At 74.2% G+C, this 22,702-nt stretch carries 21 protein-coding genes; 7 read left to right on the top strand and 14 right to left on the bottom strand.

Going from position 1 to position 22,702, the window contains the following annotated elements; translation table 11 throughout:
* Nucleotides 1–42 precede the first annotated feature (42 nt).
* From AB0N63_RS35030 to AB0N63_RS34970, 13 genes are all read right to left on the bottom strand, one after another.
* On the bottom strand, nucleotides 43–3,510 hold the full coding sequence (locus tag AB0N63_RS35030; protein WP_365535844.1) for an amino acid adenylation domain-containing protein: 3,468 nt from the start codon (nucleotides 3,508–3,510) through the stop codon (nucleotides 43–45).
* Between the two features lie 12 nt (nucleotides 3,511–3,522).
* Complete coding sequence (locus AB0N63_RS35025) at nucleotides 3,523–4,224, bottom strand: DsbA family protein (RefSeq protein ID WP_365535842.1); 702 nt, start codon at nucleotides 4,222–4,224, stop codon at nucleotides 3,523–3,525.
* Complete coding sequence (gene fabG / locus AB0N63_RS35020; protein WP_365535839.1) at nucleotides 4,221–4,964, bottom strand: 3-oxoacyl-ACP reductase FabG; 744 nt, start codon at nucleotides 4,962–4,964, stop codon at nucleotides 4,221–4,223. The genes AB0N63_RS35025 and fabG overlap by 4 nt, the downstream gene beginning before the upstream one ends.
* Nucleotides 4,961–5,455, bottom strand: coding sequence for a 3-hydroxyacyl-ACP dehydratase FabZ family protein (locus AB0N63_RS35015; protein WP_365535837.1), 495 nt, complete (start codon nucleotides 5,453–5,455; stop codon nucleotides 4,961–4,963). Before AB0N63_RS35015 ends, fabG begins: the two co-directional genes overlap by 4 nt.
* Entirely contained in the window at nucleotides 5,452–5,883 is a 432-nt protein-coding gene (locus tag AB0N63_RS35010; protein WP_365535835.1) for a hypothetical protein, read from the bottom strand. Before AB0N63_RS35010 ends, AB0N63_RS35015 begins: the two co-directional genes overlap by 4 nt.
* Nucleotides 5,880–6,986 (bottom strand): beta-ketoacyl synthase N-terminal-like domain-containing protein, encoded by a 1,107-nt coding sequence (locus AB0N63_RS35005; RefSeq protein ID WP_365535833.1) that lies wholly within the window; start codon nucleotides 6,984–6,986, stop codon nucleotides 5,880–5,882. The genes AB0N63_RS35010 and AB0N63_RS35005 overlap by 4 nt, the downstream gene beginning before the upstream one ends.
* Nucleotides 6,983–7,990 carry a hypothetical protein gene (locus AB0N63_RS35000; RefSeq protein ID WP_365535830.1) on the bottom strand — a complete coding sequence of 336 codons (1,008 nt, stop codon included), beginning with the start codon at nucleotides 7,988–7,990 and terminating at the stop codon, nucleotides 6,983–6,985. Before AB0N63_RS35000 ends, AB0N63_RS35005 begins: the two co-directional genes overlap by 4 nt.
* Nucleotides 7,991–8,043: 53 nt before the next feature.
* Nucleotides 8,044–8,820 carry an alpha/beta hydrolase gene (locus AB0N63_RS34995; RefSeq protein ID WP_365535827.1) on the bottom strand — a complete coding sequence of 259 codons (777 nt, stop codon included), beginning with the start codon at nucleotides 8,818–8,820 and terminating at the stop codon, nucleotides 8,044–8,046.
* Nucleotides 8,817–9,707 carry a beta-ketoacyl synthase N-terminal-like domain-containing protein gene (locus tag AB0N63_RS34990; protein WP_365535825.1) on the bottom strand — a complete coding sequence of 297 codons (891 nt, stop codon included), beginning with the start codon at nucleotides 9,705–9,707 and terminating at the stop codon, nucleotides 8,817–8,819. Before AB0N63_RS34990 ends, AB0N63_RS34995 begins: the two co-directional genes overlap by 4 nt.
* Complete coding sequence (locus AB0N63_RS34985) at nucleotides 9,704–10,831, bottom strand: beta-ketoacyl synthase N-terminal-like domain-containing protein (protein WP_365535824.1); 1,128 nt, start codon at nucleotides 10,829–10,831, stop codon at nucleotides 9,704–9,706. The genes AB0N63_RS34990 and AB0N63_RS34985 overlap by 4 nt, the downstream gene beginning before the upstream one ends.
* Nucleotides 10,828–12,084: a beta-ketoacyl-[acyl-carrier-protein] synthase family protein gene (locus AB0N63_RS34980; RefSeq protein ID WP_365535821.1), complete on the bottom strand. Its 1,257-nt coding sequence runs from the start codon at nucleotides 12,082–12,084 to the stop codon at nucleotides 10,828–10,830. Before AB0N63_RS34980 ends, AB0N63_RS34985 begins: the two co-directional genes overlap by 4 nt.
* A gap of 39 nt (nucleotides 12,085–12,123) precedes the next feature.
* Nucleotides 12,124–12,375, bottom strand: coding sequence for an acyl carrier protein (locus AB0N63_RS34975; RefSeq protein ID WP_365535819.1), 252 nt, complete (start codon nucleotides 12,373–12,375; stop codon nucleotides 12,124–12,126).
* A 134-nt stretch (nucleotides 12,376–12,509) separates the two neighbouring features.
* Entirely contained in the window at nucleotides 12,510–12,728 is a 219-nt protein-coding gene (locus AB0N63_RS34970; protein WP_365535817.1) for an MbtH family protein, read from the bottom strand.
* Nucleotides 12,729–13,128: 400 nt separating this feature from the next.
* Here AB0N63_RS34970 and AB0N63_RS34965 point away from each other — a divergent pair, with 400 nt between their 5' ends.
* Complete coding sequence (locus AB0N63_RS34965) at nucleotides 13,129–13,899, top strand: alpha/beta fold hydrolase (protein WP_365535814.1); 771 nt, start codon at nucleotides 13,129–13,131, stop codon at nucleotides 13,897–13,899.
* 12 nt (nucleotides 13,900–13,911) lie between these two features.
* Here the strand turns inward: AB0N63_RS34965 and AB0N63_RS34960 are convergent, their stop codons facing one another.
* Nucleotides 13,912–14,412 carry a hypothetical protein gene (locus tag AB0N63_RS34960; protein ID WP_365535812.1) on the bottom strand — a complete coding sequence of 167 codons (501 nt, stop codon included), beginning with the start codon at nucleotides 14,410–14,412 and terminating at the stop codon, nucleotides 13,912–13,914.
* Nucleotides 14,413–14,698: 286 nt separating this feature from the next.
* On the opposite strand from AB0N63_RS34960, the gene hppD reads away from it, so the two are divergent.
* The 6 genes from hppD (at nucleotide 14,699) to AB0N63_RS34930 (ending at nucleotide 22,623) form a co-directional block, all read left to right on the top strand.
* Nucleotides 14,699–15,724 carry a 4-hydroxyphenylpyruvate dioxygenase gene (gene hppD / locus AB0N63_RS34955; protein ID WP_365535810.1) on the top strand — a complete coding sequence of 342 codons (1,026 nt, stop codon included), beginning with the start codon at nucleotides 14,699–14,701 and terminating at the stop codon, nucleotides 15,722–15,724.
* On the top strand, nucleotides 15,721–18,222 hold the full coding sequence (locus tag AB0N63_RS34950) for an aminotransferase class I/II-fold pyridoxal phosphate-dependent enzyme (RefSeq protein ID WP_365535807.1): 2,502 nt from the start codon (nucleotides 15,721–15,723) through the stop codon (nucleotides 18,220–18,222). The genes hppD and AB0N63_RS34950 overlap by 4 nt, the downstream gene beginning before the upstream one ends.
* The gene (locus AB0N63_RS34945) at nucleotides 18,219–19,328 is read left to right on the top strand and encodes a prephenate dehydrogenase (RefSeq protein ID WP_365535805.1); all 1,110 of its coding nucleotides are present in this window, start codon (nucleotides 18,219–18,221) and stop codon (nucleotides 19,326–19,328) included. Before AB0N63_RS34950 ends, AB0N63_RS34945 begins: the two co-directional genes overlap by 4 nt.
* A gap of 65 nt (nucleotides 19,329–19,393) precedes the next feature.
* A complete protein-coding gene (locus AB0N63_RS34940; RefSeq protein ID WP_365535802.1) occupies nucleotides 19,394–20,608 on the top strand; it encodes a histidine kinase in 1,215 nt (404 codons plus the stop codon).
* A gap of 222 nt (nucleotides 20,609–20,830) precedes the next feature.
* A complete protein-coding gene (locus tag AB0N63_RS34935) occupies nucleotides 20,831–21,769 on the top strand; it encodes an ATP-binding cassette domain-containing protein (protein WP_365535800.1) in 939 nt (312 codons plus the stop codon).
* Nucleotides 21,770–21,783: 14 nt separating this feature from the next.
* Complete coding sequence (locus AB0N63_RS34930) at nucleotides 21,784–22,623, top strand: ABC transporter permease (protein WP_365535797.1); 840 nt, start codon at nucleotides 21,784–21,786, stop codon at nucleotides 22,621–22,623.
* Nucleotides 22,624–22,702 lie beyond the last annotated feature (79 nt).

Below are 22,702 nucleotides of genomic sequence, written 5' to 3'. Positions count from 1 at the left end.
GCCGCGGGCGCGCCCGGCCGGGAACGGTGGGCGGGCCGGCGCTCAGGGGTGCGCGGGGACGGTCACGGGGTCGCCGAGGACGACGGCGATCCGCCGCTCCCCCTCGTACGGCTCACGGCTGTGCGCCATCCGCAGGTTGTCGACGATCAGGAGGTCGCCGTCCCGCCACGGCTCGCGGAGCGTGTGCTTCTCGTAGACGCCGTTGATGGTGAGGACCGTGTCCTCGTCGAGGCGGTCGCCGGCGCCGTAGCGGCTGTTGAACGGCAGTCCGTCGGCGCCGAACTCGAAGGTGAGGTACTCGCGGATGACCGGGTCGAGGGTCCATTCGTTGAGGAAGGCGATCTGGTTGAACCAGCCGCGGCGGCCGGTGACCGGGTGGGTGAGGACGGCGGCGGCGCGCTGCCGGGTGCGCAGGTCCCCGCCGGGCTGCCAGCGGCACTCGATGCCCCGGTCCGCGCAGTAGGCCGCCACGGCCGCGCGGTCGTCGGTGCCGAAGGCGGCGGCGAGGCCGACGCCGACGGTCTCCGTGTAGTTGCGCTCGACCAGCCAGCCCTCGGTCTCGAAGCGGGCCACCAGCTCGGGCGGGAGCGCGGCGAGCACCTCGGCGGAGTCGCTGACCCCGGTGGCGCCGCCCGACTCGGGCGCGGTGAGGCAGGCGAAGAGCAGGGTGCCGGGGACCTCGCGGGCGTAACTGAGTTCGTGGTGCATGCACATGGGCTGGTCGACGGGCCACTCCGAGGAGGAGTGGACGCCGTCGGCGAGGCGTCGGCGCGGTGCGAAGCCCTCGCGTTCGGTCATCACCTCGTGCAGCAGGGCGCGGCCGACCCGGCCGACGGTGTCCGGGTCGGCGAGACCGAGGCCGCGGACGAGGAGCGCCCCGTGCTCGGCGACCGTCGCGCGCAGCCGCCCGACGTGTTCGGCGGCCCAGGCCGCCGGGTCGGCCGGTGCGGGCCCGTCGAGCGAGAGGACCGCGGGGCGGCCCTCGGTGCGCACCACCGGGAAGGGTTCGGCGTCCACCGCGGTGCGGGGCGCGGCGGCGGGGGCGGTGAGGCCGGCCGCGGCGCCGGCCCGGTCCGCGGTGGCGGCGCCCAACTCGCCGGTGGCCGCGTGCCGCGGGTCGTCGAGGAAGGCGGCCAGGTCCGCGAGGGCCGGGCGGCGGGTCATGTCCCGCAGGGTGAAGGCGCGGTCCATACGGACGACGAGCCGGACCGCGGACAGGGAGGTGCCGCCCAGGTCGAAGAAGCCGTCGGCGCGCCCGATCCGCTCCACGGGCAGGGAGAGGACCTCGGCCCAGGCGGCGGCGAGCCGGCGTTCGGTGTCGGTCCGCGGCGCCTCCCGGTCCGCCGCGTCCCACCGGTCCTGCCGGGCCAGGAGGTCGGCGGCCAGCTCGCGCAGGGCGCGTCTGTCCGTCTTGCCGTTGGGGGTGAGCGGCAGGGCGTCGAGGGGTTCGACACGGCTCGGCACCATGTACGAGGGCAGGGTCGGCGCCAGCCGCTCGCGCAGGGCGTCCGAGGGCTGCGCCGACCCGCACTGGAAGGCGACGAGGTGACGGCCCCGGTCGGGCAGGTCGGCGACGACGACGGCGCCGTCGCGGACACCGGGCAGCCGCAGCAGCTGGTTCTCGATCTCGCCGATCTCGATGCGGAACCCGCGGATCTTGACCTGGGCGTCGCGGCGGCCGAGGAACTCCAGGGTGCCGCCGGGCAGCCAGCGGCCGAAGTCGCCCGAACGGTAGAGCCGCCGGCCCGGCCGGTGCGGGTCCTCGGTGAAGGCCTGGGCGGTGCGCTCGGGGTCGTTGACGTAGCCGCGGCCCACGCAGACCCCGGAGAAGACGATCTCCCCCGGGGCGCCGAGGGGCACCGGGCGCAGCCGGTCGTCGACGACGTACACGTCGACGTTGCGGACGGGCCGGCCGAGCGGGACGGAGTCCCACACGGGTACGGCGGTCATGACCTCGTGGTTGGTGTCGTCGCTGGTCTCGGTCAGGCCGTAGGCGTTCATCAGGGGGACGTGCGGGAAACGCGCGAACCAGCGGACGGCGAGTTCCTTCTTCAGCGCCTCGCCCGTCACCGAGACCCGGCGCAGGGCGGGCAGTTCACGGGGCCGTTCCTCCAGGCGGCTGAGCACCACCTCCAGGTACGACGGGACGACCTGCCAGACCGCGACGCCGCCCTGCTCGACGGTGTCGAGGCAGCGGTCGACGTCGAGGATCGCCTCCTGTTCGACGATCAGGGTGGAGCCGCCCACGACGAGGGCGGCCAGCAGCTGCCACAAGGAGATGTCGAAGGACTGCGGGGCGGTCTGCGCGACGACCTGTCCGGCGCCGATCCCCTGGTCCTCGATCTTGGCGAGGAGGTGGTTGAGGAACCCGGCGTGCTCGCACATGGCGCCCTTGGGTTCGCCGGTGGAGCCGGAGGTGAAGTACAGGTAGGCGAGCCGGTCCGGGCCGACGGCGACGCCGGGGTTCGTCCCGGGGCGGCCCTCGGCTCGGGCGGCGGCCGTCGTGAGGACTTCGGCGCCGGGCGGCGCGATCCCGGCCGGCCACTCCGGGCCGCCTTCCTCGGTGAGCACCAGACGGCAGCCGCTGCGGGCCAGGGTGCGGGCCATCCGGTCGGCCGGGGCGTGCGGCTCGACCGGCAGATAGGCGGCGCCGGCCTTGAGCACGCCGATGACGCAGGCGAGCCAGTCGAGGGTGCGCTCGGTGACGACGGCGACGACGGCCTCGGGGCCGAGGTCGCGGGCCAGGACCGCGTGGGCGATCCGGTTGGCGCGGGCGTTCAGCTCCGCGTAGGTCCAGCTGCGGCCGGCGTGCACGGCGGCCACGTCCGCGGGCCGCCGTGCGGCCTGCTCCTCGAACAGCTCGTGGAACCGCCGGTCGGGCAACTCCCTCCGCGGGCCGCCCAGTCCGTGGATCTGGTGGTGGCGCTCGGCGTCGGACAGCAGGCTGCGCGCGCGGGCGGGCGCGTCGGGGGTCACGGCCAGCGCGGTCAGCGCGGCCAGGTAGTACCCGGCGACGCGGTCGGCCGCCTCGGCGTCCAGGACGTCGGCGCGGTGGCGCAGCAGCAGTTCGGGGCCGTCGCCGCCGACGCGTACGCCGGTGACCAGGACGGCGCCGGCGGGCGGTTCGCCGGGGCCGGCCGGGCCGAGGTCGAGGACCGTCTCGAAGGGGCCGTCGGCAAGGTCGCCGTCGGTGCGGGCGGAGGCGGTGAGCAACTCGCGCCAGGTCTCGCCGTCGAGGGCGACGGCGCGGGCGGCCGCCGGGCCGCCGGACGGCGGCGTCCAGCCGGTGAGGAGGGCGCGTTCGCCGCTCAGGGCGCTCAGCACGGCGGTGTGCGCGGCAAGCAGTGCGCACTCCCAGCCCACGCCGGTGCGCCGGGCCAGCAGCCGGACCCGGGCGGCCAGTCGCGGCGGGACGGGACGGGTCAGCTCGGCCCAGCCGGCGCGCTCCGCGCCGGGGACCGGGAGGACCCAGCGGGGGACGACGCGCTGGGGGGTTGCGGTGGTGGTCATCGCTCACTCCTGTCAGGCCGTGCGGCCGCTGTCCGATGCGGCCTGGTGGGGCAGCGCGTCGAACGGGGCGTCGCTCACGCCGTCCCAGTTCTCGCCGCGTACGGCGGCCACGAAGGCGCCCACCCGCTCGGCGCCCCAGAACGGCTCACGCCCATGGACGAAGAACGGCACGCCGAAGGCGTCGTCGTGGTAGGCGGCGATCAGGCACTCCACGCCCTTGATGCGCAGGTCCGGGTCGTCGACGGAGTCGGCGAGCGCCGGGTCGAGGCCGAGTTCGCGGGCGATGGCGGCGATGGTCTCGCGCTCCGCCAGGTCCAGGCCCAGCGTCCAGCGGGCCCGGTAGGCCAGCTCCACGAAGCGCCGGCCCTGGCCCTGTTCCTCGGCCGCGAGGTAGGCGAGGTGGGAGACCTCCCAGTGCGGTGCTCGGTCCACCGGCCAGGTCACCTGCCAGCCGCGGGCGTGCGCCCAGCGGCGGGCGTCCCGCAGGATGTAGAAGTTCTTGGTGCGGTGCATGGGCATCACCGGCAGCGTCACGCCCGCGTCGGCGAGCAGCCGGGTGGACTCCTCGTCGGGCTCCCAGTAGGGGATCCACTCGATGCGGTCGAGGACGTCCGGGTACTTCTCGGTGAGGTCCCGGTAGGCGAACCAGGAGTAGGGGCTGCGCAGCGAGAAGTACCACCTGGGGTGCTTCTTGCGCCCTCTCGTCGTGCTCACAGTGCTATCCCCCCGTCGATCTGGACCACGGACCCCGTCATGTAGGCGGCGCGCGGCCCGGCGAGGAAGGACACGAGTTCGGCCACCTCGTCGGCGGTGCCCATCCGGCCGAGCGCCACCCCCGCGAGCGCCTCCGCACGCAGCCGCTCCGGCACGGCGGCCACCATGTCGGTGTCCACGAAGCCGGGGGCCGCCACGTTGACGCGGATGCCGTAGCGGCCGACCTCCTTGGCGAGGGACTTGGAGAGGCCGATGATCCCGGCCTTGGAGGCGGCGTAGTTGGTCTGGGTGGCGTTGCCGTACACGCCGGCCACGGAGGAGATGTTCACGAGCGAGCCGCGGCGCCGCTTCATCATCGGGAAGGCGGCCGCGCGGCAGACGTGGAAGACGCCGTCGAGGTTGGTGGCGAGCACCGACCGCCAGTCGTCGTCGGACATCATCACGAGGGCCTTGTCGCGGGTGATGCCGGCCGAGGTGACGGCGGTCTCCAGGGGGCCGAGGTCCGTCTCGGTGCGGGCGACCCAGTCGCGTACGGCGGCGGGGTCGGCGACGTCGACGCGCTGGTGCAGTGCGCGGGCGCCGAGGGACTCGGCCTCCTTGGCGAGGACCTCGGCGGCCTCCTGGCTGCTGTGGTAGCAGAAGCTGACGTCGTAGCCGTCCGCCGCGAGCCTGAGCACCACGGCCCGGCCGATGCCTCTGGAGCCCCCGCTGATCAGGGCCACGGGCCTTGGTTCGGTCATCGTCGGGCCTCTTCTCCGGTTGTGCTGGTCAGGGGGGCGGGGGTGGTCGCGGGACGCAGCGCCTCGGGCGGCCGGAAGGCCATCACCATGCGGGATACGGTCAGCACGGTGTCGTCGCCGCGGTGGCTGCTTCCCTCGAAGACCACCGAGTCGGTCAGGGCCCGCTGGACGCGGACCCGGTGCTCCAGGAGGTCGCCGGGGAAGACGGGGCGGTGGAACTCGGCGTCGGCCACCGAGCCGAACAGCATCACCTGTCCCGCGGGCGCGCCCTCCCCGTCCAGGGCGAGCAGCCCCGCCGACTGTCCCCAGGACTCGATGAGCAGGGCCTGCGGATACTCGGCTCCGGCGGGCGCGCCGGCGTACCAGGGCTCGTTGACGGTGACGGCCTTCAGCGTGCGGATGCACCGGCCGGGGATCAGTTCGGTGACCCGGTCCACCAGGAGCATGGGGTAGCGGTGCGGGAGCACCTCGGCCACCTGGGCGGTGTTCATCGGGTGCCTCCCGGCGCGGCGAAGCGCAGTCTGACCCGGGCCGCCCGGCCGCGTGCGGTGGCGGCGACCGCGTCGCAGCGCCAGCTGGTGTCTGCCGTACGCCAGGTGAGGGTGAGGGTGAGGGTGTCGCCGGGCAGGACGGGCGCGGCGAAACGGGCCGACTCCACGGCCGTGAGGGGGCCGGGGGCGGCGTCGGCGGCGGCCCGGCGGACGCATTCGAGGACGCAGACGCCGGGGAAGATGGGGAAGTCCGGGTAGTGACCGGCGAACACCGGCTCGCCGGCGAGGATCTCGACGCTCGCCGTGGCCGGGAGCCCGTCCTCGGTGCGGGACTCGATCCGGACCGCGGCGGCCACCGGGCTTGCGGTGCCCGCCGTGGCGGCGCCGGCCGGAGCGGGTGGGGGCGTCGTGCCCGTCGCCGCCGTCATCGGGGGTCCGCCGTCCGGAGTACCGCGCAGACCAGGGAGCCGTCGCGGTCCGCGGACGTCACCAGGGCGACCCGGCCGGCCGCCGCCGGGTTCCGGGCGGCGACGGCGAGCAGCGCGGCGATCTGGAACTGGGCGCTGGCGGCGGCCAGATCGCCGATCCGGCCGACGGCCGGCACCCGCCGCAGCGCCTCGTCCCCGCAGACCGCGGAGAGGGTCTCGCGTTCCAGGTGGCCGAGGAGTCCGGGCGCGTCGCTGGGCACCGCGGCCCACACCTGGCCCGGATCGGTCCCGGCCGCCTCCAGCGCGGAGCGCACGCAGTCCTCCAGCACCGTGCGGACCCGGCCGCCGGTGGCCACCCGGGACCGGACCGCCAGCACCTCGGCGAGGGCGGGCCGTTCGGGAGTGGCGGCCTCGGCCGACTGGACCAGCAGGACGGCCGCGCCCTCGCCGAGGACGACGTCGGGGGCCTCGGCGCCCCGGCTGTGCCGCTCCAGCCAGTACCGGGCGTGCGAGTACTCCTCGGCGGAGCCGCAGAGCACGCTGTCCGCGCGACCGGTGGCCAGCAGACGGGTGGCGTAGTTGAGGGCGAGCAGACCGGCCGCCCGCCCGCCGGCCAGCGTGGTGTTGGGGCCCTTGATGCCGTACCAGATGGCGCACTGGCCGGCCGCGCAGTTCATCACTGCGTTGGGCATCACGGCCGGGTCGACGTCGTAGGGCTGGTCGCCCTCCAGGGAACTGCGGGTGAAGTCCATCATGCTGGCGGCGCTGCCGGTGGTGGTGGCGAGCACCAGGGCGGCCCGCTCACCGGTCTCCCTCTCACGCCGGGCGCCCGGCTGGTCGAGCAGGGAGCCGACGGCGGTCACGGCCAGGCCGGTGACCCGGTCCATGGAGCGGGTGCCCTTCTTGCCGAGCACCTGGCGGACCTCGAAGCCGGGCACGAGGTGGGCGCGGCCGGCGGGCACGTTCCAGCGCACGGTGTCCACGGGCTGGGCGGTGGACCGCCGGGCGTGCAGTCCCTCGGCGAACGACTCGGCGCCGATGCCGTGCGGGGAGACCGCCGACCAGCCGGTGATCACCGGTCGTCCGGTGGCCGCGGCGGTCATGACGCCGCCTTGCGGGGCGTGGTGAGGGCGCTGACGGTGGCCTCGTCGAACTCGGCCATCTCCCACCGGTTGGGCGCGACCTCCTGGAGGTAGCCGTGGGTGATGGTGCCGGTGGCGGTCTTCACCAGCACCCCGTCGCGCAGGACGTAGCAGTCCATGCGGGTGGTGTAGAGCAGCGTCTTGAAGATGTTCTCGACCGTGTAGACGGTGTACAGCTCCTCCTCCATCACCGTCTCGTCGAGGATCTCGACGCGGGACTGGGTGACCACGGGGATCCAGCCGCGGGTGTCCAGGACCTTCTTGATGGCCAGGCCGCGGTCGGCGAGGAAGAGGTCCTCGACCTCCTCCATGATCCGCAGGAAGCCGGACATCTGCACGCGCTCGTTGTAGTGGCAGTAGAAGTAGCCGACGCGCCAGCGCCAGCCGAACGCGTTGGTCTCGCCGATGAGTTCGCTCAGGACCGGGTCGGCGGTGGTGCCGCGGCCCGCGGTGAGACCGCCGTACGGCACGGGTGTCGCGGCGAGTTCCAGGCGCTCGCCCTCGCCGAGGCGGGCGGTGGTGAACCGTTCCAGACCGGCTGGGCAGGGCTCCTCGGACGCGATGTGGCCGTCGACGCGCAGCGCCACCACGACGGTGGAGTCGGCGCAGCGCACCCGGCGGCCGTCGCGCTGGACGAACTGCTCGACGCGGAACCGGAAGCGGTCGGCGTCCTCCTTGGTGCGGGGCGTGACGACCGCCTCGACCTCGTCGTCCACGGCGAGCAGCGCGCCGAGCCGGGAGCGGATGTCGACCACGTCGAAGCCGAGCCCGAAACGCCGGTAGAGGTCTCCCACGGACAGTCCGGCCTGCCGGAAGTGGTCCAGCACGGCCGCTTCGGCGACGTAGTTGATGTGCTTGAAGCCGATGGCGTAGCTGATGTTGTTGCCTTCGAACAGGGGGCGCAGCCGCGCTGTCGTCGGGGTGTGGAGCAGCGCCGTCACCGCGGGGTGCAGCGTCGTGTCCATCACGGACTCCTTCGTGTCGGGGCGTTTCGTGTCGGCCGGGCCGGGGCGGCGGGTCAGGCGTCGCCGGCCGGGCGGGAGGGCGCTGCGAGGAGGGGGGCGGGGGGCGGGAGCTGGTCGAGGAAGGCGCACACGGCGGCGGTGAACCACTCGGGCCGCTGGAGCATCGGGAAGTGGCCGCAGTCCGGGACGGTCGCGCACCGGGCCGAGGGCAGGGCCGCGGCCAGACGGCGGGCCTGGTCGACGGGCGCCGACCGGTCGTCCTCGCCGCCGATCACCAGGACCGGCGTGGTGATCAGCCCGACCGGGAAGAGCGGGGTGCGCAGATAGGCCTCGAAGAACCTCAGCCAGCCGTAGGGGCCGATCCACTCGGTCATCCGCCGGGCCATGTCCGTCAGGAGCGAGTCCTCGATGGGGCGGCCGGGGGTGCGCAGCCGGATCGACTCGGCCATGGTGCGCGGGAAGTCGTCCAGGGTCGGCGCGATCATGTCCCAGTGGAAGTCGTCGGCGTCGTCCCGGTAGAAGGGGTTGACGAGGACGACGCCGGCCACGTCCAGCCGCTTCCCCGCCGCGGCGCGGCGGCCGAGCAGGTCGAGCAGCAGCACGGAGCTGAAGGAGTGGGCCACCACCAGGTCGGGTCGGCGGGGCAGGCGGTCGAGGACCTCGGCCAGACGGGCCGTCGAGTCGGTCTCGTGGCGCCAGCCGGCGATGCCGCCGCCGTGCCAGGGCAGCCGGGGTGCGTGGACCGTCACGTCCGGCCCCCAGTGGCCGGCGAGGCCGGACCAGACCGCCTCGTTGTTGGCCAGTCCGTGCAGCAGGACGACGTCTCTCATCGCGTGGGCTCCGGGGCGAGCAGAGCCGCTCCGGCGGCGCCGGCCAGGGCGTGGACGACCCGGTGGCCGCCGCCCCGGGCGAAGACGGCGGTCGCGGCGGCGCACTGAACGACACCGAGCGCTCCGGACAGTTCGCCCCAGGCGCCCAGGTCGATCCGCCGGGCCCCGGGGGGCAGCGGGCCGGGGCCGAGCCAGAGCCGGCCGTCCGGCCGCCGTCGGGTGAGCGCGGCGGCGGTGTCCGCCGGCCGGGCGGTGCGCACCAGCGGGCCGAGCAGGGCACGCGCGGGGCGTGCGGCGGTGGTGCGGCTGAGCACGACGGCGGCGCCGCCGTCGGCCACCGGGCCGCCGACGAGCCGGCGGGTGACCTCGTTGTCCGGTTCCACGCCGGTGACCAGGACGTGGTCGGCGCGGCCCGCGCGCAGCAGTACGGAGGCCCAGCGCAGCGCGTCCAGTCCGGAGGACTGGCCGTTGCACACCGTCAGGTTGGGGCCGCGCAGCCCGAAGCGGATGGCGGTCTCCGAGGCGATGATGTTGCTGGAGGCGTTGGGGGTGTCCATCGGGCTGAGTGCCGAGGTGGACTCCTCGGCGATGGTCGCCGCCACCCGGCACACGGTGTCCGCGTTGCCCAGGTTGGAGCTGACCACGGCGGCGATCCGGTCGCCGGGCACGGTCGGCCGTCCGCCGTCGAGAAGCCCGGCGTCGGTGAGGGCGACGTGGGCGAGGTGCAGGCCGAGCCGGGTGGCGCGGTCCTTGAAGCGCAGGCCCTTGCGGCCGATGACGGCGGCGGGGTCGACGGGTCCGGCGCCGGGCGGGGCCGGCCGGAGCAGGCCGTCCGCGTCGTGTGCCCCGGGCAGCGCGACGGCGACCCCGGTGACGGCGGGCGTCATGCCGTACCTCCTACGACGGCCACGGCGTTGACCCCGCCGAAGCCGAAACCGTTGACCTGGGCCAGGCGCACGGGCACGGCCAGGGGGCCGCCCGTCACCACGTGCAGTCCGGCGGCCTCGGCCATGGGCTCGGCGAGCCCGGCGACACCGGGCACGGTGCCGGTCTCGATACAGCGCAGGGCCGTGATCAGGCTGAGCAGTCCGGCCGAGCCGGAGGTGTGTCCGGTCAGCGACTTGATGCCGGTGAGGGCGGGCCGGGCGCCGGCGAAGACCTCGGCGGTGACCTCGGCCTCGGTGCGGTCGTTGAGGGGGGTGCCGGTCGCGTGCAGGACCACCAGGTCGATCTCGCCGGGCCCGGTCCCGGCGCGCCGGTGCGCCTCGCGCACGGCGGCGGTGACGCCGGCGGTGTCGGGGGCGGTCTGGTGGTGGGCATCGCAGTTGACGGCCACCGACCGCAGCAGGCCGCGTACCGGCCGGTCGCCGGCGTCGCGGGTGAGGACGACGGCGGCGGCGCCCTCGCCGAGGATGGTGCCGCGGCGGTCGGCGTCGAAGGGACGCACGGCGGGCGGCGGGTCGAACTGGACGCGGTCGGCCAGGCCGAACATGCTCTCGGTGACCACGTCGCACCCGGCGACGACCACCGTGTCGGCCTCGCCGAGTTCCAGCAGGTCCCAGCCGAGCGCCAGGGCGTACAAGGAGGCCGAGCAGGCGCCCGCGAAGGTGTGGGTGTCGTCGGCGCCGAACTCCTCGCGCAGGGCCCCCTCGAAGTGGAGTCCGTCGGCGTCCAGGGGGACGCCGTCACGCCACCACAGTTCCAGCGAGCGCAGTTCGCGCAGGCCGGTGCCGACCAGCACCGGGACGCCCGCGAGGTCCTCGGGCAGGCCCGCTTCCCGGACGGCCTGGCGTACCGCCTCGACCAGGAAGCGGGTGGCGCGGCCGGGTTCGTCGACGCCCTCGTGCGCCCGGTCGTCGATCTCGAACAGCTGCTGGGCCCGGAAGCGGGTGCGGTCGAAGGCCCTGAGCGGACCGAGTCCGCTGTGCCCGGCGCACAGGCTGTCGAAGATCCCGGCCGGATCGGCGCCGATGGCGGCGACCGCTCCGGTGCCGATGATGGGGTACGTCACCGGGTCTCACCGTCCCCGTCGTAGCGGCCGAGGATGACGATGGCGTTGTTGCCGCCGAAGGCCAGGCCGTTGTTCTGGACGATCCGCAGATCGGCCTCGACGGCGTGGTTGGGCACGCAGTCGATGCGGCACTCGGGGTCGGTGCGCCGGTGGTTGATGGTCGGTGGGACGAAGCCGTGGGTGATGGCCAGTCCGCAGGCGATCGCGCCGAGCGCGCTGGCGGCGCCCATGGTGTGGCCGAGCATCGACTTCAGCGAGACGGTGCGGGGCGGCGCGTCGCCGAACACCTTGCGGATGGCGTTGGCCTCGGTGACGTCGTTGGCCTTGGTGCCGGTGCCGTGGGCCGAGATGAGATCGACCTCGTCGGGCTTCACCCCGGCGTTCTCCAGGGCGAGGCTCATGCACTGGGCGACGCTGTCGCCCTTGGGGGCGACCTGGTGGTAGGCGTCGCAGTTCAGGCCGTAGCCGAGTACCTCGGCGTAGATGGTGGCGCCGCGGGCCAGGGCGCTGTCCAGGCTCTCCAGGACGAGCACGCCGGCGCCCTCGCCGGTGAGGATGCCCTTGCGGTCGACGTCGAAGGGACTGCACTGCTCCGGCGCGATGGTGCCGAGCCGGTAGAAGCCGGTGAAGGTCTTGCGGCACATGGCGTCGGCGCCACCGCACAACGCGTACTCCACCTCGCCCGAACTCACCGCGTCGAAGCCGTACCCGATCGCGTAGTTGCCCGCGGAGCAGGCGGTGGCGATGGTGGGGGCCTCGACGTCGGTGAGGTCGAGTTCGTGGGCGATGGCGGTGGAGAGCCGGGCCGCCGAGACCCGCCTGACGGTCTCCGGGTCCATGTGCTCGGGCCCGTCGGCGAGTTCGGCGGCCACCAGCCGGTCCAGCTCGTAGGACTCGCCGTCCGTGGTGCCGACGGAGACCAGTCCCCGTCGGCCGGCGAGTTCCGCGGGGTCCAGACCGGCGTCCCGCAGCGCCATGACCGCCGCCGCCACGGCGAAGCGGCTGGCGCGTCCCAGCTCCCGCACCGGAGTGCGGGAGATCCACCGGCCCGGCTCGAAGTTCTGCACCTCGCAGCCGTTGACGTGCGCGAAGCCCGTCACGTCGAACAGTGAGATGGGGCTGACCCCACTGCGGCCGGCCCGCAGGCTCTCGGTGAACTCCTCGGCCCCGATGCCGATGCTGGAGATGACTCCAAAGCCGGTGAGGACCACCCGGCGTTTCCCGGTCGCACCGCCGGGGCGTACTGAGGGCATTTCTTTCCCCTTAAACCTTCGGATCGGCCGGACGGCAGGTCAGCGGGCGGGCGCCTCCGCGACGACCTTGTAGACCGCCTCCAGGTTCACCATCTCGGCCAACTGCGACTGGTCGATGGTGATCCCGAACTCCTTCTCCAGGGAGGCGAGGATCTCGATGGCGCGCAGCGAGTCGGCGCCGTGGTCGTCGATGAAGAGGCTGGTGTCGGTGACCTCGTCCTCCTCCAGTTCGAGGATGTCGCAGACGATGTCCTTGATGGCGGCCCGGCGGTCTTCGGCAAGTATCGGCATGCTGTTCTTCTCCAGACGGTTCGTTGTGCGACGCGGCGGATTCGGCCGGTGTCTCTTTTCCGGGGGCTCCGGGCGCTCCGGGTTCTCCGGATGCTCCGGATTTCCCGGGCTTTCCCGTTCCCCCGGTTCCTCCTTCAGGAGGACCGGGCGTCCATGGCGGCGGCGAGGCTTCGCGGGCGCATGTCGGTCCAGTGCTCGTCGACGTAGTCGAGGCATTCCTGCCGGGCAGCCGCTCCGTGCACCTTCTGCCAGCCGGCCGGAATCTCGGCGAACACCGGCCAGAGGGAATGCTGCCCCTCATCGTTGACGAGTACGTAGTACTCGGCTTCGTCGTCCTCGAACGGATTGGCCATGAGCCTCTTCCTTCCTGGCACGGTCACCCAATTCGGCTCGACCTTACGCAGCCGGGAATCACACCGACAAGGCCCGCCGGTAATCACGTCGACCGGACGTTCGAGAACTCTCAATGAGAAGAATTGAATAACGTGTTGCGCGGCTTTCGGTCGCCACCCCGGCCGCCCGCGCCCCGCCCCCGGAACCGGGCGGTCCGGCTCGGCGCGGACCCGCCGCGGGAGGCGGGCGATCACCATCCGGCCGCCGGCGGCCACCGAGGGTCACGGCAGGGCGCCGGGGAGCACGGCCGGGCATCGAAGATTTCTTCCCGGGCGGCGGCGCCGTCCGGCGTGGGCCGCTACGGTGCCGCGTGTCGACCGACGGCACGGAAACAGACGGCGCAGACCACGAGGAGGCCGGATGCCGGGGCACCTGATCCGCCCGCTGGCCCGACCGCGGGCCCGCAGGACCCTGTTCTGCCTCAGCTTCTGCGGGGGCGGCACCGCTTCCTTCCGCCCGTGGGCCGACGTCCTCGGCGAGGACACCGAACTCGCCCTGTACTGCTACCCGGGACGGGAGGGTCGCTACAGCGAGCCCTTCGCGCGCTCCTGGGACGACCTGCTCGACGGGGCCCTGGCCGCGCTCGGCGAGATGAGCGGGCGCGACTGCGTGCTCTTCGGGCACAGCATGGGCGCCCACGTCGCCTTCGACCTGGCGCTGCGCGCCGAACGCGCCGGTCTGCCCGCTCCCGAGGCGGTGGTGGTCTCCGCGGCGCCCGCGCCGGGTGAACGGTCCGGACCGGACGGCGCCCCGCCGCACTCGGGCAACACCGACGACGAACTCCTGCGGTGGATGCTGGGGGCCGGGCAGCTGGCCGGGGCGGTGCGCGGCGAGCCGGAGCTGCTGGCCATGGCCGTGGAGGTCTTCCGCGCCGACCTGCTGGTCGCGGAGAGCCGCCGGCACCGCGGCGGGGACCGTCTGCGCGCGCCGCTGCAACTGCTGCACGGCGTGGCCGACGACCTCGGCGAGGCGGACGTCGCCGCCTGGCGGGCCCGGGCCGCCGGCCCCTTCACGGCCACCCTGCTGGACGGCGGCCACTTCTACACGCCCGACGTGTGGCGGCTGCTGCCGCGGCACATGACGGCGCCCGCCGGGCCCGTGGCGGGACCGGCGGGCGGCCCGCACGGGTGAGCGACGGCGAGGTCAGCCGCGGCCGGCCTCGCGCAGGACCCTGCGGCGGACGGCGGCCAGCATCGATCTGCGGGTCAGTCCGCTGCCGCACCGGACGAGGTACCAGTACGGCGCGAACCGGCGCCGGGTGCGCTCGTCGGTGGCCAGGACCCTGGTCTCGGTGCTGAGCACGCCCCGGGCGTGCCGCACGTTCATCGCCACCTTCAGGATGCCGGGGTCCTGGCAGCCGGTCACGATCTCCAGGACGGTGCCCCGTGGCCGGGGCACGTCGCCCGGCGACTGCACTCCCACGAAGAGGAACTCCTCGTCGGCGCAGGGCACCACCTCGCCCATCGTGCTGAGGTAGTCGGGGACGATACGGCGGTCCGCCGAGACGTCGGCCCTGGTGAGGGCCACCAGGGCGCGGGCCAGCGGCGCCTCCGCCCACGTCGTCGCGTGGGCCGCCCTCATCACTTCGGCCGTCGTGGCCGCGACCGGAACCCGGTGGACCTCCCGGAAATGCCATTCGGGCATCAACCGTTCCAGTTCCGACCCTGATTCACCAGGCATTTCTCGTCCCCTCCCGAAGAACAGCAGGCTTTTCCGAGCACGCAGTCTAAAGAAGTTTTCGAAGCGGTCTCGTATGCGCGGCTCCGGTGGCAGCTAAATGTCAGGGTGGGGCAGCGCGCGGGCTCGGGACCGCCCAGCCGCGCCGCCGGCGCTTCAGGAACCTGACAGCTCTCCGGCCCGCCCGGCTGATCCAGCTGAAACGCGACGGATCGCCGATTCCGCCGCCCGAAGATTCCGAATGGGGAAAAACGTGACCGCACACGACGTCGACTACATGGAGATCAGAACCGGCGACCCGGAGGCGACGATCGACTACTTCGCGTCCGGCTTCGGTTTTCGCGAACTGGCCCGGGCCCACGACGACGGCCTGGACTCGGTGCTGCTGCGGCAGGGCGGTGTCCGGATCGTCGTCAGCTCGGGACCGGCCGCCGCGGACTTCCTCGCCGCCCACGGTGACGGGGTCAGCGACATCGCCCTGGCCTGCACGGACCCGATCGCGGTAGGCGAGCGGGCGCTGGCGGCGGGGGCGCGGGCGCTGCCCCCCGCCGCCCCGGACGCCCCGGTGATATCGGGCTTCGGTTCGGTGCGCCACACCCTGGTGCGGCGGCAGCCCGACGCCCCGGCGCAGTTCCCGCCGGGCCGCGCGTGGACCGTCACCGCCGCGGAGCCGTCGCGCGACGTGCCCGCCCTGCGGGTCCTCGACCACATCGCGGTCTGCCTGGAGGCCGGGACGCTGCGGGACACGGTCCGCTTCTACGTCGAGGGCCTCGGCTTCGAGCAGTACTACAGCGAGTACGTCGCCGTCGGCGAACAGGCCATGGACTCCGTGGTGGTGCGCAGCCCCTCGGCCGGCATCACCTTCACCATCCTGGAGCCGGACACCGCGCTCAAGCCCGGCCAGATCGACGAGTTCCTGGAGCGCAACGGCGGCGCGGGAGTGCAGCACCTGGCGTTCCTGGTGGACGAGATCGTCCCCGCCGTGCTGGACCTCGAGGCCCGGAACGTCGCGTTCCTGCAGACGCCGGCCACGTACTACGACGCCCTCGTCGAGCGGATCCCGTCGCTCGCCGGCGCCATCGCCGACCTGCGCAAGGCCAACGTGCTGGCCGACCGGGACGAATGGGGCTTCCTGCTCCAGTTGTTCAGCCGCTCCCCCTTCGAGCGGCGCACCCTCTTCTTCGAACTGATCCAGCGTCAGGGCGCGCAGGGATTCGGCAGCGCCAACATCCGGGCGCTGTACGAGGCCGTGGAGCGGGCCCGGGCGGTCCAGGCATGACCGGGCCGACCGCGCCCGGGGCGCCGGGGACCGCACCGGCTCTCACGCTCGCGGACGTCGCCGCTCGGGCGCGCGCCCGGACGGAGCCGGCCGTCTGGGACTTCGTCGAGGGCGGCGCCGGGGAGGAACGCACCCTGGTCGCCAACCTCGCCGCCTTCGACCGGGTCCGGCTGCGCCCCCGGGTCCTGACGGGCCTGGCCGAGCCGGACCCGGCCGTCACGGTCCTCGGCCGGCGCTGGGCGGCCCCCGTCGGGGTGGCCCCGATGGCGTACCACACGCTGTTGCACCCGGACGGTGAGACGGCCACGGCCGCCGCCGCCGGGGCCGCGGGTCTGCCGCTGGTGGTGAGCACGTTCGCGGGACGGACCTTCGAGGAGATCGCCGCCGCGACCGACGCGCCGCTGTGGCTGCAGGTGTACTGCTTCCGCGACCGGGACACCACCCGCCGGCTCGTGGAACGGGCCGGGCGCGCCGGGTTCGGGGCGCTGGTGCTCACGGTGGACGCCCCGCGGCTCGGCCGGCGGCCGCGCGACGAGCGCAACGGCTTCCGGCTGCCCGCCCACGTGGCGCCCGCCAACCTGCCCCCGGGTGACTACTCCTCCCCGGCCGAGCACGGCCGGCGCGGGCTGGACCCCGGGCTCGACTGGTCGGTGGTGGACTGGCTGCGATCGGTGAGCGACCTGCCCGTCCTGGTCAAGGGCGTGCTGTCCGCCGAGGACGCGGAGCGCGCGCTGGCCGCGGGCGTGGCCGGGATCGTGGTGTCCAACCACGGCGGGCGCCAGCTGGACGGGGCGCCCGCCACGCTGGACGCCCTCGCGGAGGTGGCCGCTCGGGTGGCGGGCCGCGCCACGGTGCTGGTGGACGGCGGGGTACGCCGGGGCGCGGACGTGCTGGGCGCTCTGGCGCTGGGCGCGGACGCGGTGCTGCTGGGGCGTCCGGTGCTGCACGGGCTGGCGGCGGACGGCCGGGACGGCGTGGCGCGCGTCCTGGACCTGGTCACCGAGGGCCTGACGGAGGCCATGGCCCTGACCGGCACCGCGACGCCCGCCGACGCGGGGCCCGCGCTGCTCTCCCCGGCCGCTCCCGCTCTCGTCCCCGCGGCGACGACGCCGCGGCCGGCCCCCGCGCGGGTCACGGCACCGGCCGTGGACGCGGAGACGGGCGCGGCCGAGCTGCGCAAGCGCGACCTGCACCGCAGCGTCTCGGACCCGGTGCTGGACACCATGAACTTCCTCAACGAGGTCACCGAACGCTTCCCCGACGCGGTCTCCTTCGCGCCCGGCCGGCCCTACGAGGGGTTCTTCGAGACGGAGGACGTCATCGGCCATGTGCGCCGCTATCTCGACCACCTCGTGGCCGGCGGGGCCTCCCCGGAGGCGGTCCGCACGGCCCTGTACCAGTACGGGCCGACGGCGGGCCGGATCCGGGAGCTGATCGCCCGCTCCCTGCGCACCGACGAGGACATCGACGTACCGCCCGAGTCGATCGTGGTCACCGTCGGCGGCCAGGAGGCCATGCTGCTCGCCCTGCGCGCGCTGTTCGCGGAGCCCACCGACGTGCTGCTGGTCGTCAGCCCCTGCTACGTCGGGATCACCGGGGCGGCCCGGCTGCTCGACATCCCCGTGGCGCCGGTCGAGGAACGGGCCGAGGGCGTCGTCCGCGCCGACGTGGAGGCGGTCGTCCGCGCACAGCGCGCCCGGGGGCGCCGGCCCCGTGCCCTCTACGTGGTGCCGGACCATTCGAACCCGTCCGGCAACACCCTCTCCCGCACCGCCCGCGAGGAGCTGCTGGACCTCGCCGCCCGCCATGACCTGCTGATCCTGGAGGACAGCCCGTACCGGCTGGTCAGCCCGGGGCCGCGGCTGCCCGCGCTCAAGTCGCTGGACCGTGGACGCCGCGTGGTGCATCTCGGCTCCTACGCCAAGACGGTCTTCCCCGGCGCCCGCGTCGGTTTCGTCGTCGCCGACCAGCCGGTGGTGGACGACCGGGGCGGCCGGGGGCTGCTCGCCGACGAGCTGGCCCGGATCAAGAGCATGGTCACGGTGAACACCCCGGCGCTGAGCCAGGCGGCCGTCGCGGGCGCGCTGCTGGCCGCCGACGGCAGTCTGGCCGCGTTCAACGCCGCACCGGCCCGGCACTACGGAGCGGCGCTGCGGGCGCTGCTGGACGCGCTGGAACGACGGCTCCCCGAGGAGTGGCGCACCGCGCACGGGGTGAGCTGGAACCAGCCGACCGGCGGCTTCTTCCTGACCCTGCGGGTTCCGTTCCGGGCGGACGACGCCGCGTTGCTGCGCTCGGCGCGGGAGCACGGCGTCATCTGGACGCCGATGGCCCACTTCCACCCCGAATCGGGCGGCGAGCACGCGATCCGGCTCTCCTTCAGCAGCCTGGGGCCCGAGGAGATCGAGCACGGCGTCGGACGGCTCGCCGCGTTCGTCCGGGCCGAGGCGGCCCGAGCCCTCGATCCCGCGGCCCGGACCGCGGAGTACGCGTCATGAGGAGCGCCGCGGTCGTCGGAACCGGGCTGATCGGCACATCGGTGGCGCTGGCCCTGAGCCGGCGGGGCGTCGCGGTGTTCCTGGACGACGCCGACACGACCGCGGCGCGGACGGCCGAGGCGCTGGGCGCGGGCTCGCTGGCCGCGCCCGAGCAGCCGGTGGACGTGGCCGTGCTGGCGGTGCCGCCCGCACGCGTCGGGACGGTGCTGAAGAGCTGCCAGGAACGGGGCCTGGCGCACGCGTACACCGATGTGGCCAGCGTCAAGGCGCGTCCGTACCGGGACGTCCTGCGGGCGGCCTGCGACCCGGCCCGCTATGTGGGCGGGCATCCGCTGGCGGGCGGGGAGCGTTCGGGACCGCTGGCGGCCCGGGCCGACCTCTTCGAGGGGCGGCTGTGGGTGCTGACCCCGGTGGAACCGGCCGACCGTGCGGCACTGAACCAGGTGCTGGAACTGGTCGCGCTGTGCGGCGCGACCCCGGTGATCATGGACGCCGCCGCGCACGACCGCGCGGTCGCCCTCACCTCCCACGCACCCCACCTGATGTCGTCGTTGACGGCGGCCCGGCTGGCGGAGGCGGACGGCGAGGACATCCGGGTCTCGGGGCAGGGACTGCGGGACGTCACCCGGATCGCGGCGGGCGAGCCCGGCCTGTGGGGCGACATCCTGGAGGCCAACGCGGAAGCCGTGGCCGACGTCCTGGAGGCGTGCGCCGACGACCTGCGGCGGACCGTCGCCGCGCTGCGCGCCCTGCACGGCGCGGACGGCGGGGCGCGCCGGCAGGCTGCGGCCGACCTCCAGGAGATCCTGCGGCGCGGGCGCCGGGGCGCGGGCCGGGTGCCGAGCAAGCACGGCGCCCGGCCGGCCGAGTTCGCCACCGTGCCGGTGGCCGTGCCGGACCAGCCGGGCGCCCTGGCCCGGCTGTTCGCCGCGGTCAGCGAGGCGGGGGTGAACATCGAGGACGTCAGCATCGAACACGCCGTGGACCAGCCCACCGGTCTGGTGGAGCTGGTGGTGGAGCGCTCCTCGACCGAGGAGGTGCGGCGACTGCTAGACGCCCGTGGCTGGACGGCCCGGGACCGGACCCCGGCGGCCTCGCGGGGCTGAGCCGCATCGGCAGCAAGCTGCCGATGCGGGAGAACAACTGATGGGCGCTCAGTAGCATGGTGCGGATGAGCCGGCACACCGATGACCGATCGCGCCGTACGGGCGTCCAGGCGCTCTGCGCGGCGCTCGCGGCCCTCACGGTGGCGGGCGCGGCGGCCGCCGGCGCCTCGGCGGGCTGGCGGTCGGTCGCCTCGATGACGGTGGCCGTCCTGGGCACGCTGGCGGTGGCCGGCTGGCGCGACCGGGTCCCGGTCGTGCCGGTGGGGGCGGCGGTCGCCCTGGCCTCCGCGCTGGGCACCGTCTTCGGCGATCCTCCGGTGCAGCGCCAGTCGACCGGTCTGGCCACCCTGGTGGAGATCGCCGCCACGATGCTGCTGCTGTGCCTGCTGGCCCGGTACGCGCCGGCCCGCGCCGCCGTCGCGCTGTGCCCGGTCCTCGGGGTGCTGGCCTCCACGGTGATCCTGCGGCTTCAGGTCCCGCCGACCTGGCTGGAGACCGCCGCGCAGTGCGCGTTCTTCGCACTCGGCGCGATCGTGGCGGGCGCCATCGGCGGGTATCTGCGCAGCCTGGAGTCCCGACGGCTGCGCTCGGTGCGGGAGGCACGGCGCGCCCAGCGGCTCGAACTCGCCCGCGACCTGCACGACTTCGTGGCCCACGACGTCTCGGGCATCGTGGTGCTGGCGCAGGCGGCCCAGGTGATCGGGGCGGACCGGCCGGAGAAGGTGCTGCCGATCCTCCGGCAGATAGAGACGGCCGGGCTGCAGGCACTCGGTTCCATGGACCGCACCGTGCGGATGCTCGACGACTCCACCGGCCGCGAGAGGGGGGGCGAGGCCCAGACGCAGGCCTACGGGCTGCCGGAGATCGCCGACGTCGTCGACCGGTTCCGCGAGGCGGGCCGGGCCGAGGTGCGCGCGGAGGTCGCCCTGACGGACGAGCAGATCGCCGGGGTGCCGCGCGAGGTGGCGAGCACCGCGCACCGGATCGTGGTCGAGGCGCTGACCAACGTCCGCCGGCACGCGGCCGCCACCCCGCTGGTGACCGTCCGCGTGCGGTGCGGGGAGGCCGGCGCCGCGCCCGTGCTCACCGTGTCGGTGACCAACGGCGCCCCGTCCATCACGGAATCCGGCGGCGGACTGCTCGGGGAGGGCGGGCGGCACGGCGGCGGCACGGGTCTGGCCGGTCTCGCCGAGCGGGCCGAGGCCGTCGGCGGCAGCCTGGAGTACGGACCGTACGGTGCCGGAGGCTGGCGGGTCAGCGCGCGCCTGCCGCTGGACTGAGCCCGCACGGCGTCCCCGGACCGCCTCCGGGAATTCCCGGCGGACCGGATTCCCGGGCCTTTCGCAATACCAGTTCAACAGTTCTGATCCGCACTCCAGGAATACCGCCGCCACAGCTACCGTACGACTGTAGGCGTCAGCCCATGGGGTCCCTTTCGGTCATCCCTCGAAAAATGCCAGAAGACCGGCAGCGGACTTTTGGGATCGAGCGAAGGGAATTCCATGGACACCCCGATGATCGAACTGACGGACGTCACGAAGACGTTCGGCACGACCAGGGCCCTGGACGGCGTGAACCTGACCGTCCGACGCGGCACGGTGCTCGGCCTGCTCGGGCACAACGGCGCCGGGAAGACGACCGTCGTCGGCATCCTCAGCACCCTGTCGTTGCCGACGTCGGGCCGGGCCCGGGTGGGCGGGCTCGACGTGGTGCGCGAGCCGGAGGCGGTCCGCCGCCGCATCGGCCTCACCGGCCAGTACGCCTCGGTGGACGAGACCCTCACGGGCTACGCCAACCTGGTGCTGATCGCCCGGCTGCTCGGCGCCGGCCGGGCACAGGCGGCCGCCCGCGCCGACGAACTGCTGGAGCTGTTCTCCCTCACCGACGCCGCCCGGCGCGTGGCCAAAGACTACTCCGGCGGCATGCGCCGGCGCCTGGACCTGGCAGCCAGTCTGGTGGGGCACCCGGACGTGATCTTCCTCGACGAGCCGACCACCGGTCTCGACCCCACGGCCCGACGGGCGCTGTGGGACGTCGTGCAGCGCCTCGTCCGGGACGGCACCACGGTCCTGCTGACCACCCAGTACCTGGACGAGGCCGATGTCCTGGCCGACACGATCACGGTGCTCGCGGCAGGCCGCGTCATCGCCTCGGGCACCGCTCGGGAGTTGAAGGACCGGGTCGGCCGGCGTTCGGTGTCCGTCACGGTGCGCGGCGCCGACGACCGCGAGCAGGCCACCGCGGCCCTGCGCCGGGCGGGCCTGGCGCCCGCCCTGGAGGGCGACGGACTGGTGCTGACCATGCCCGTCATGGACTCCACCGCCGTGGCCCGCGTCGTCCGGGCCACCGACGAGGCGGGCGTGGACCTCGCCGGACTCACGTTCAGCGAACCCTCCCTGGACGACGTGTACATGGCTCTGAACCACTCCACCGGACACTAGGCAGGGATACCTCGATGACCCTCACCACCGATCAAGCCTCCGGGAGCGCCGCCCCGTCGGTCCCGGAGCCCGTGCGGTTCACCGGGACCGGCCCGCTCCACCAGATCGGCATCCTGTCGGGCCGCTCGCTGCGGGCCCTGCGCCGGCCCTCGCTGGTGCTCCCGGGGGTCCTGGAGCCCATTCTGATGTTGACGGTGTTCAGCCAGGTCTTCAAGAGCGTCTCGCAGACCTCCGCCTTCCCGCCCGGCGTCAGCTACATCGACTACCTGCTGCCGGCGTTCCTGGTCACCGGGTCGATCAGCGCCGGCCTGAAGTCCGGGGTGGCGCTGACCACGGAGATGAACAACGGGATCGTGGCCCGCTTCAAGGCGATGCCGATCCACACCGGTTCGGTGCTGATCGGCCGCAGCATCGCCGACACCGTGCTGAACGCGGTCAACATGGTCGTCATGCTGGGAGCCGGCGCCCTGGTCTTCGGCTACCACCCCGACGGCGGGCTGCTCGGCTCGCTCGGCTCGCTGCTGGTCGCGGTCACGCTCGGCTGGTCCCTCGGCTGGGTGTTCATGGCCCTGTCCGCCGTGGTGCGCCGGCCCGAGGCCCTCCAGCCCATCGGCGGGATGGTGAACATGGTGCTGCTCTTCGCCTCCAACGCGTTCGTTCCGGCCGACGGACTGCCGGGATGGCTGAAGGCCTTCGCCGAGGTGAACCCCATGTCCTACGCCATCACCGCGGCCCGGGACCTGGCGCTCGGCACGCCGCACGCCGGCACCGTGCTGGCGACGCTGGCCACCTGCTCGGCGATCGTGGCGGTGGCCGCGCCGGCGGCGGTCCGCAGCTTCCGCCGGGCGACCTGAGCCGCCGTGAACGGGCCGGGGCCCGGAACCCGAGGGCGGTGGCCGGGGCCCCCCCGCGGCGCGCCCCCACAGCACCGCC

Origin of the sequence: Streptomyces sp. NPDC093260 (genome assembly GCF_040683715.1) — a bacterium.
Classification (GTDB): domain Bacteria; phylum Actinomycetota; class Actinomycetes; order Streptomycetales; family Streptomycetaceae; genus Streptomyces; species Streptomyces sennicomposti.
Note: the sequence above shows the minus strand (reverse complement) of the source record. Positions and strands in the feature narration are given on the sequence as shown.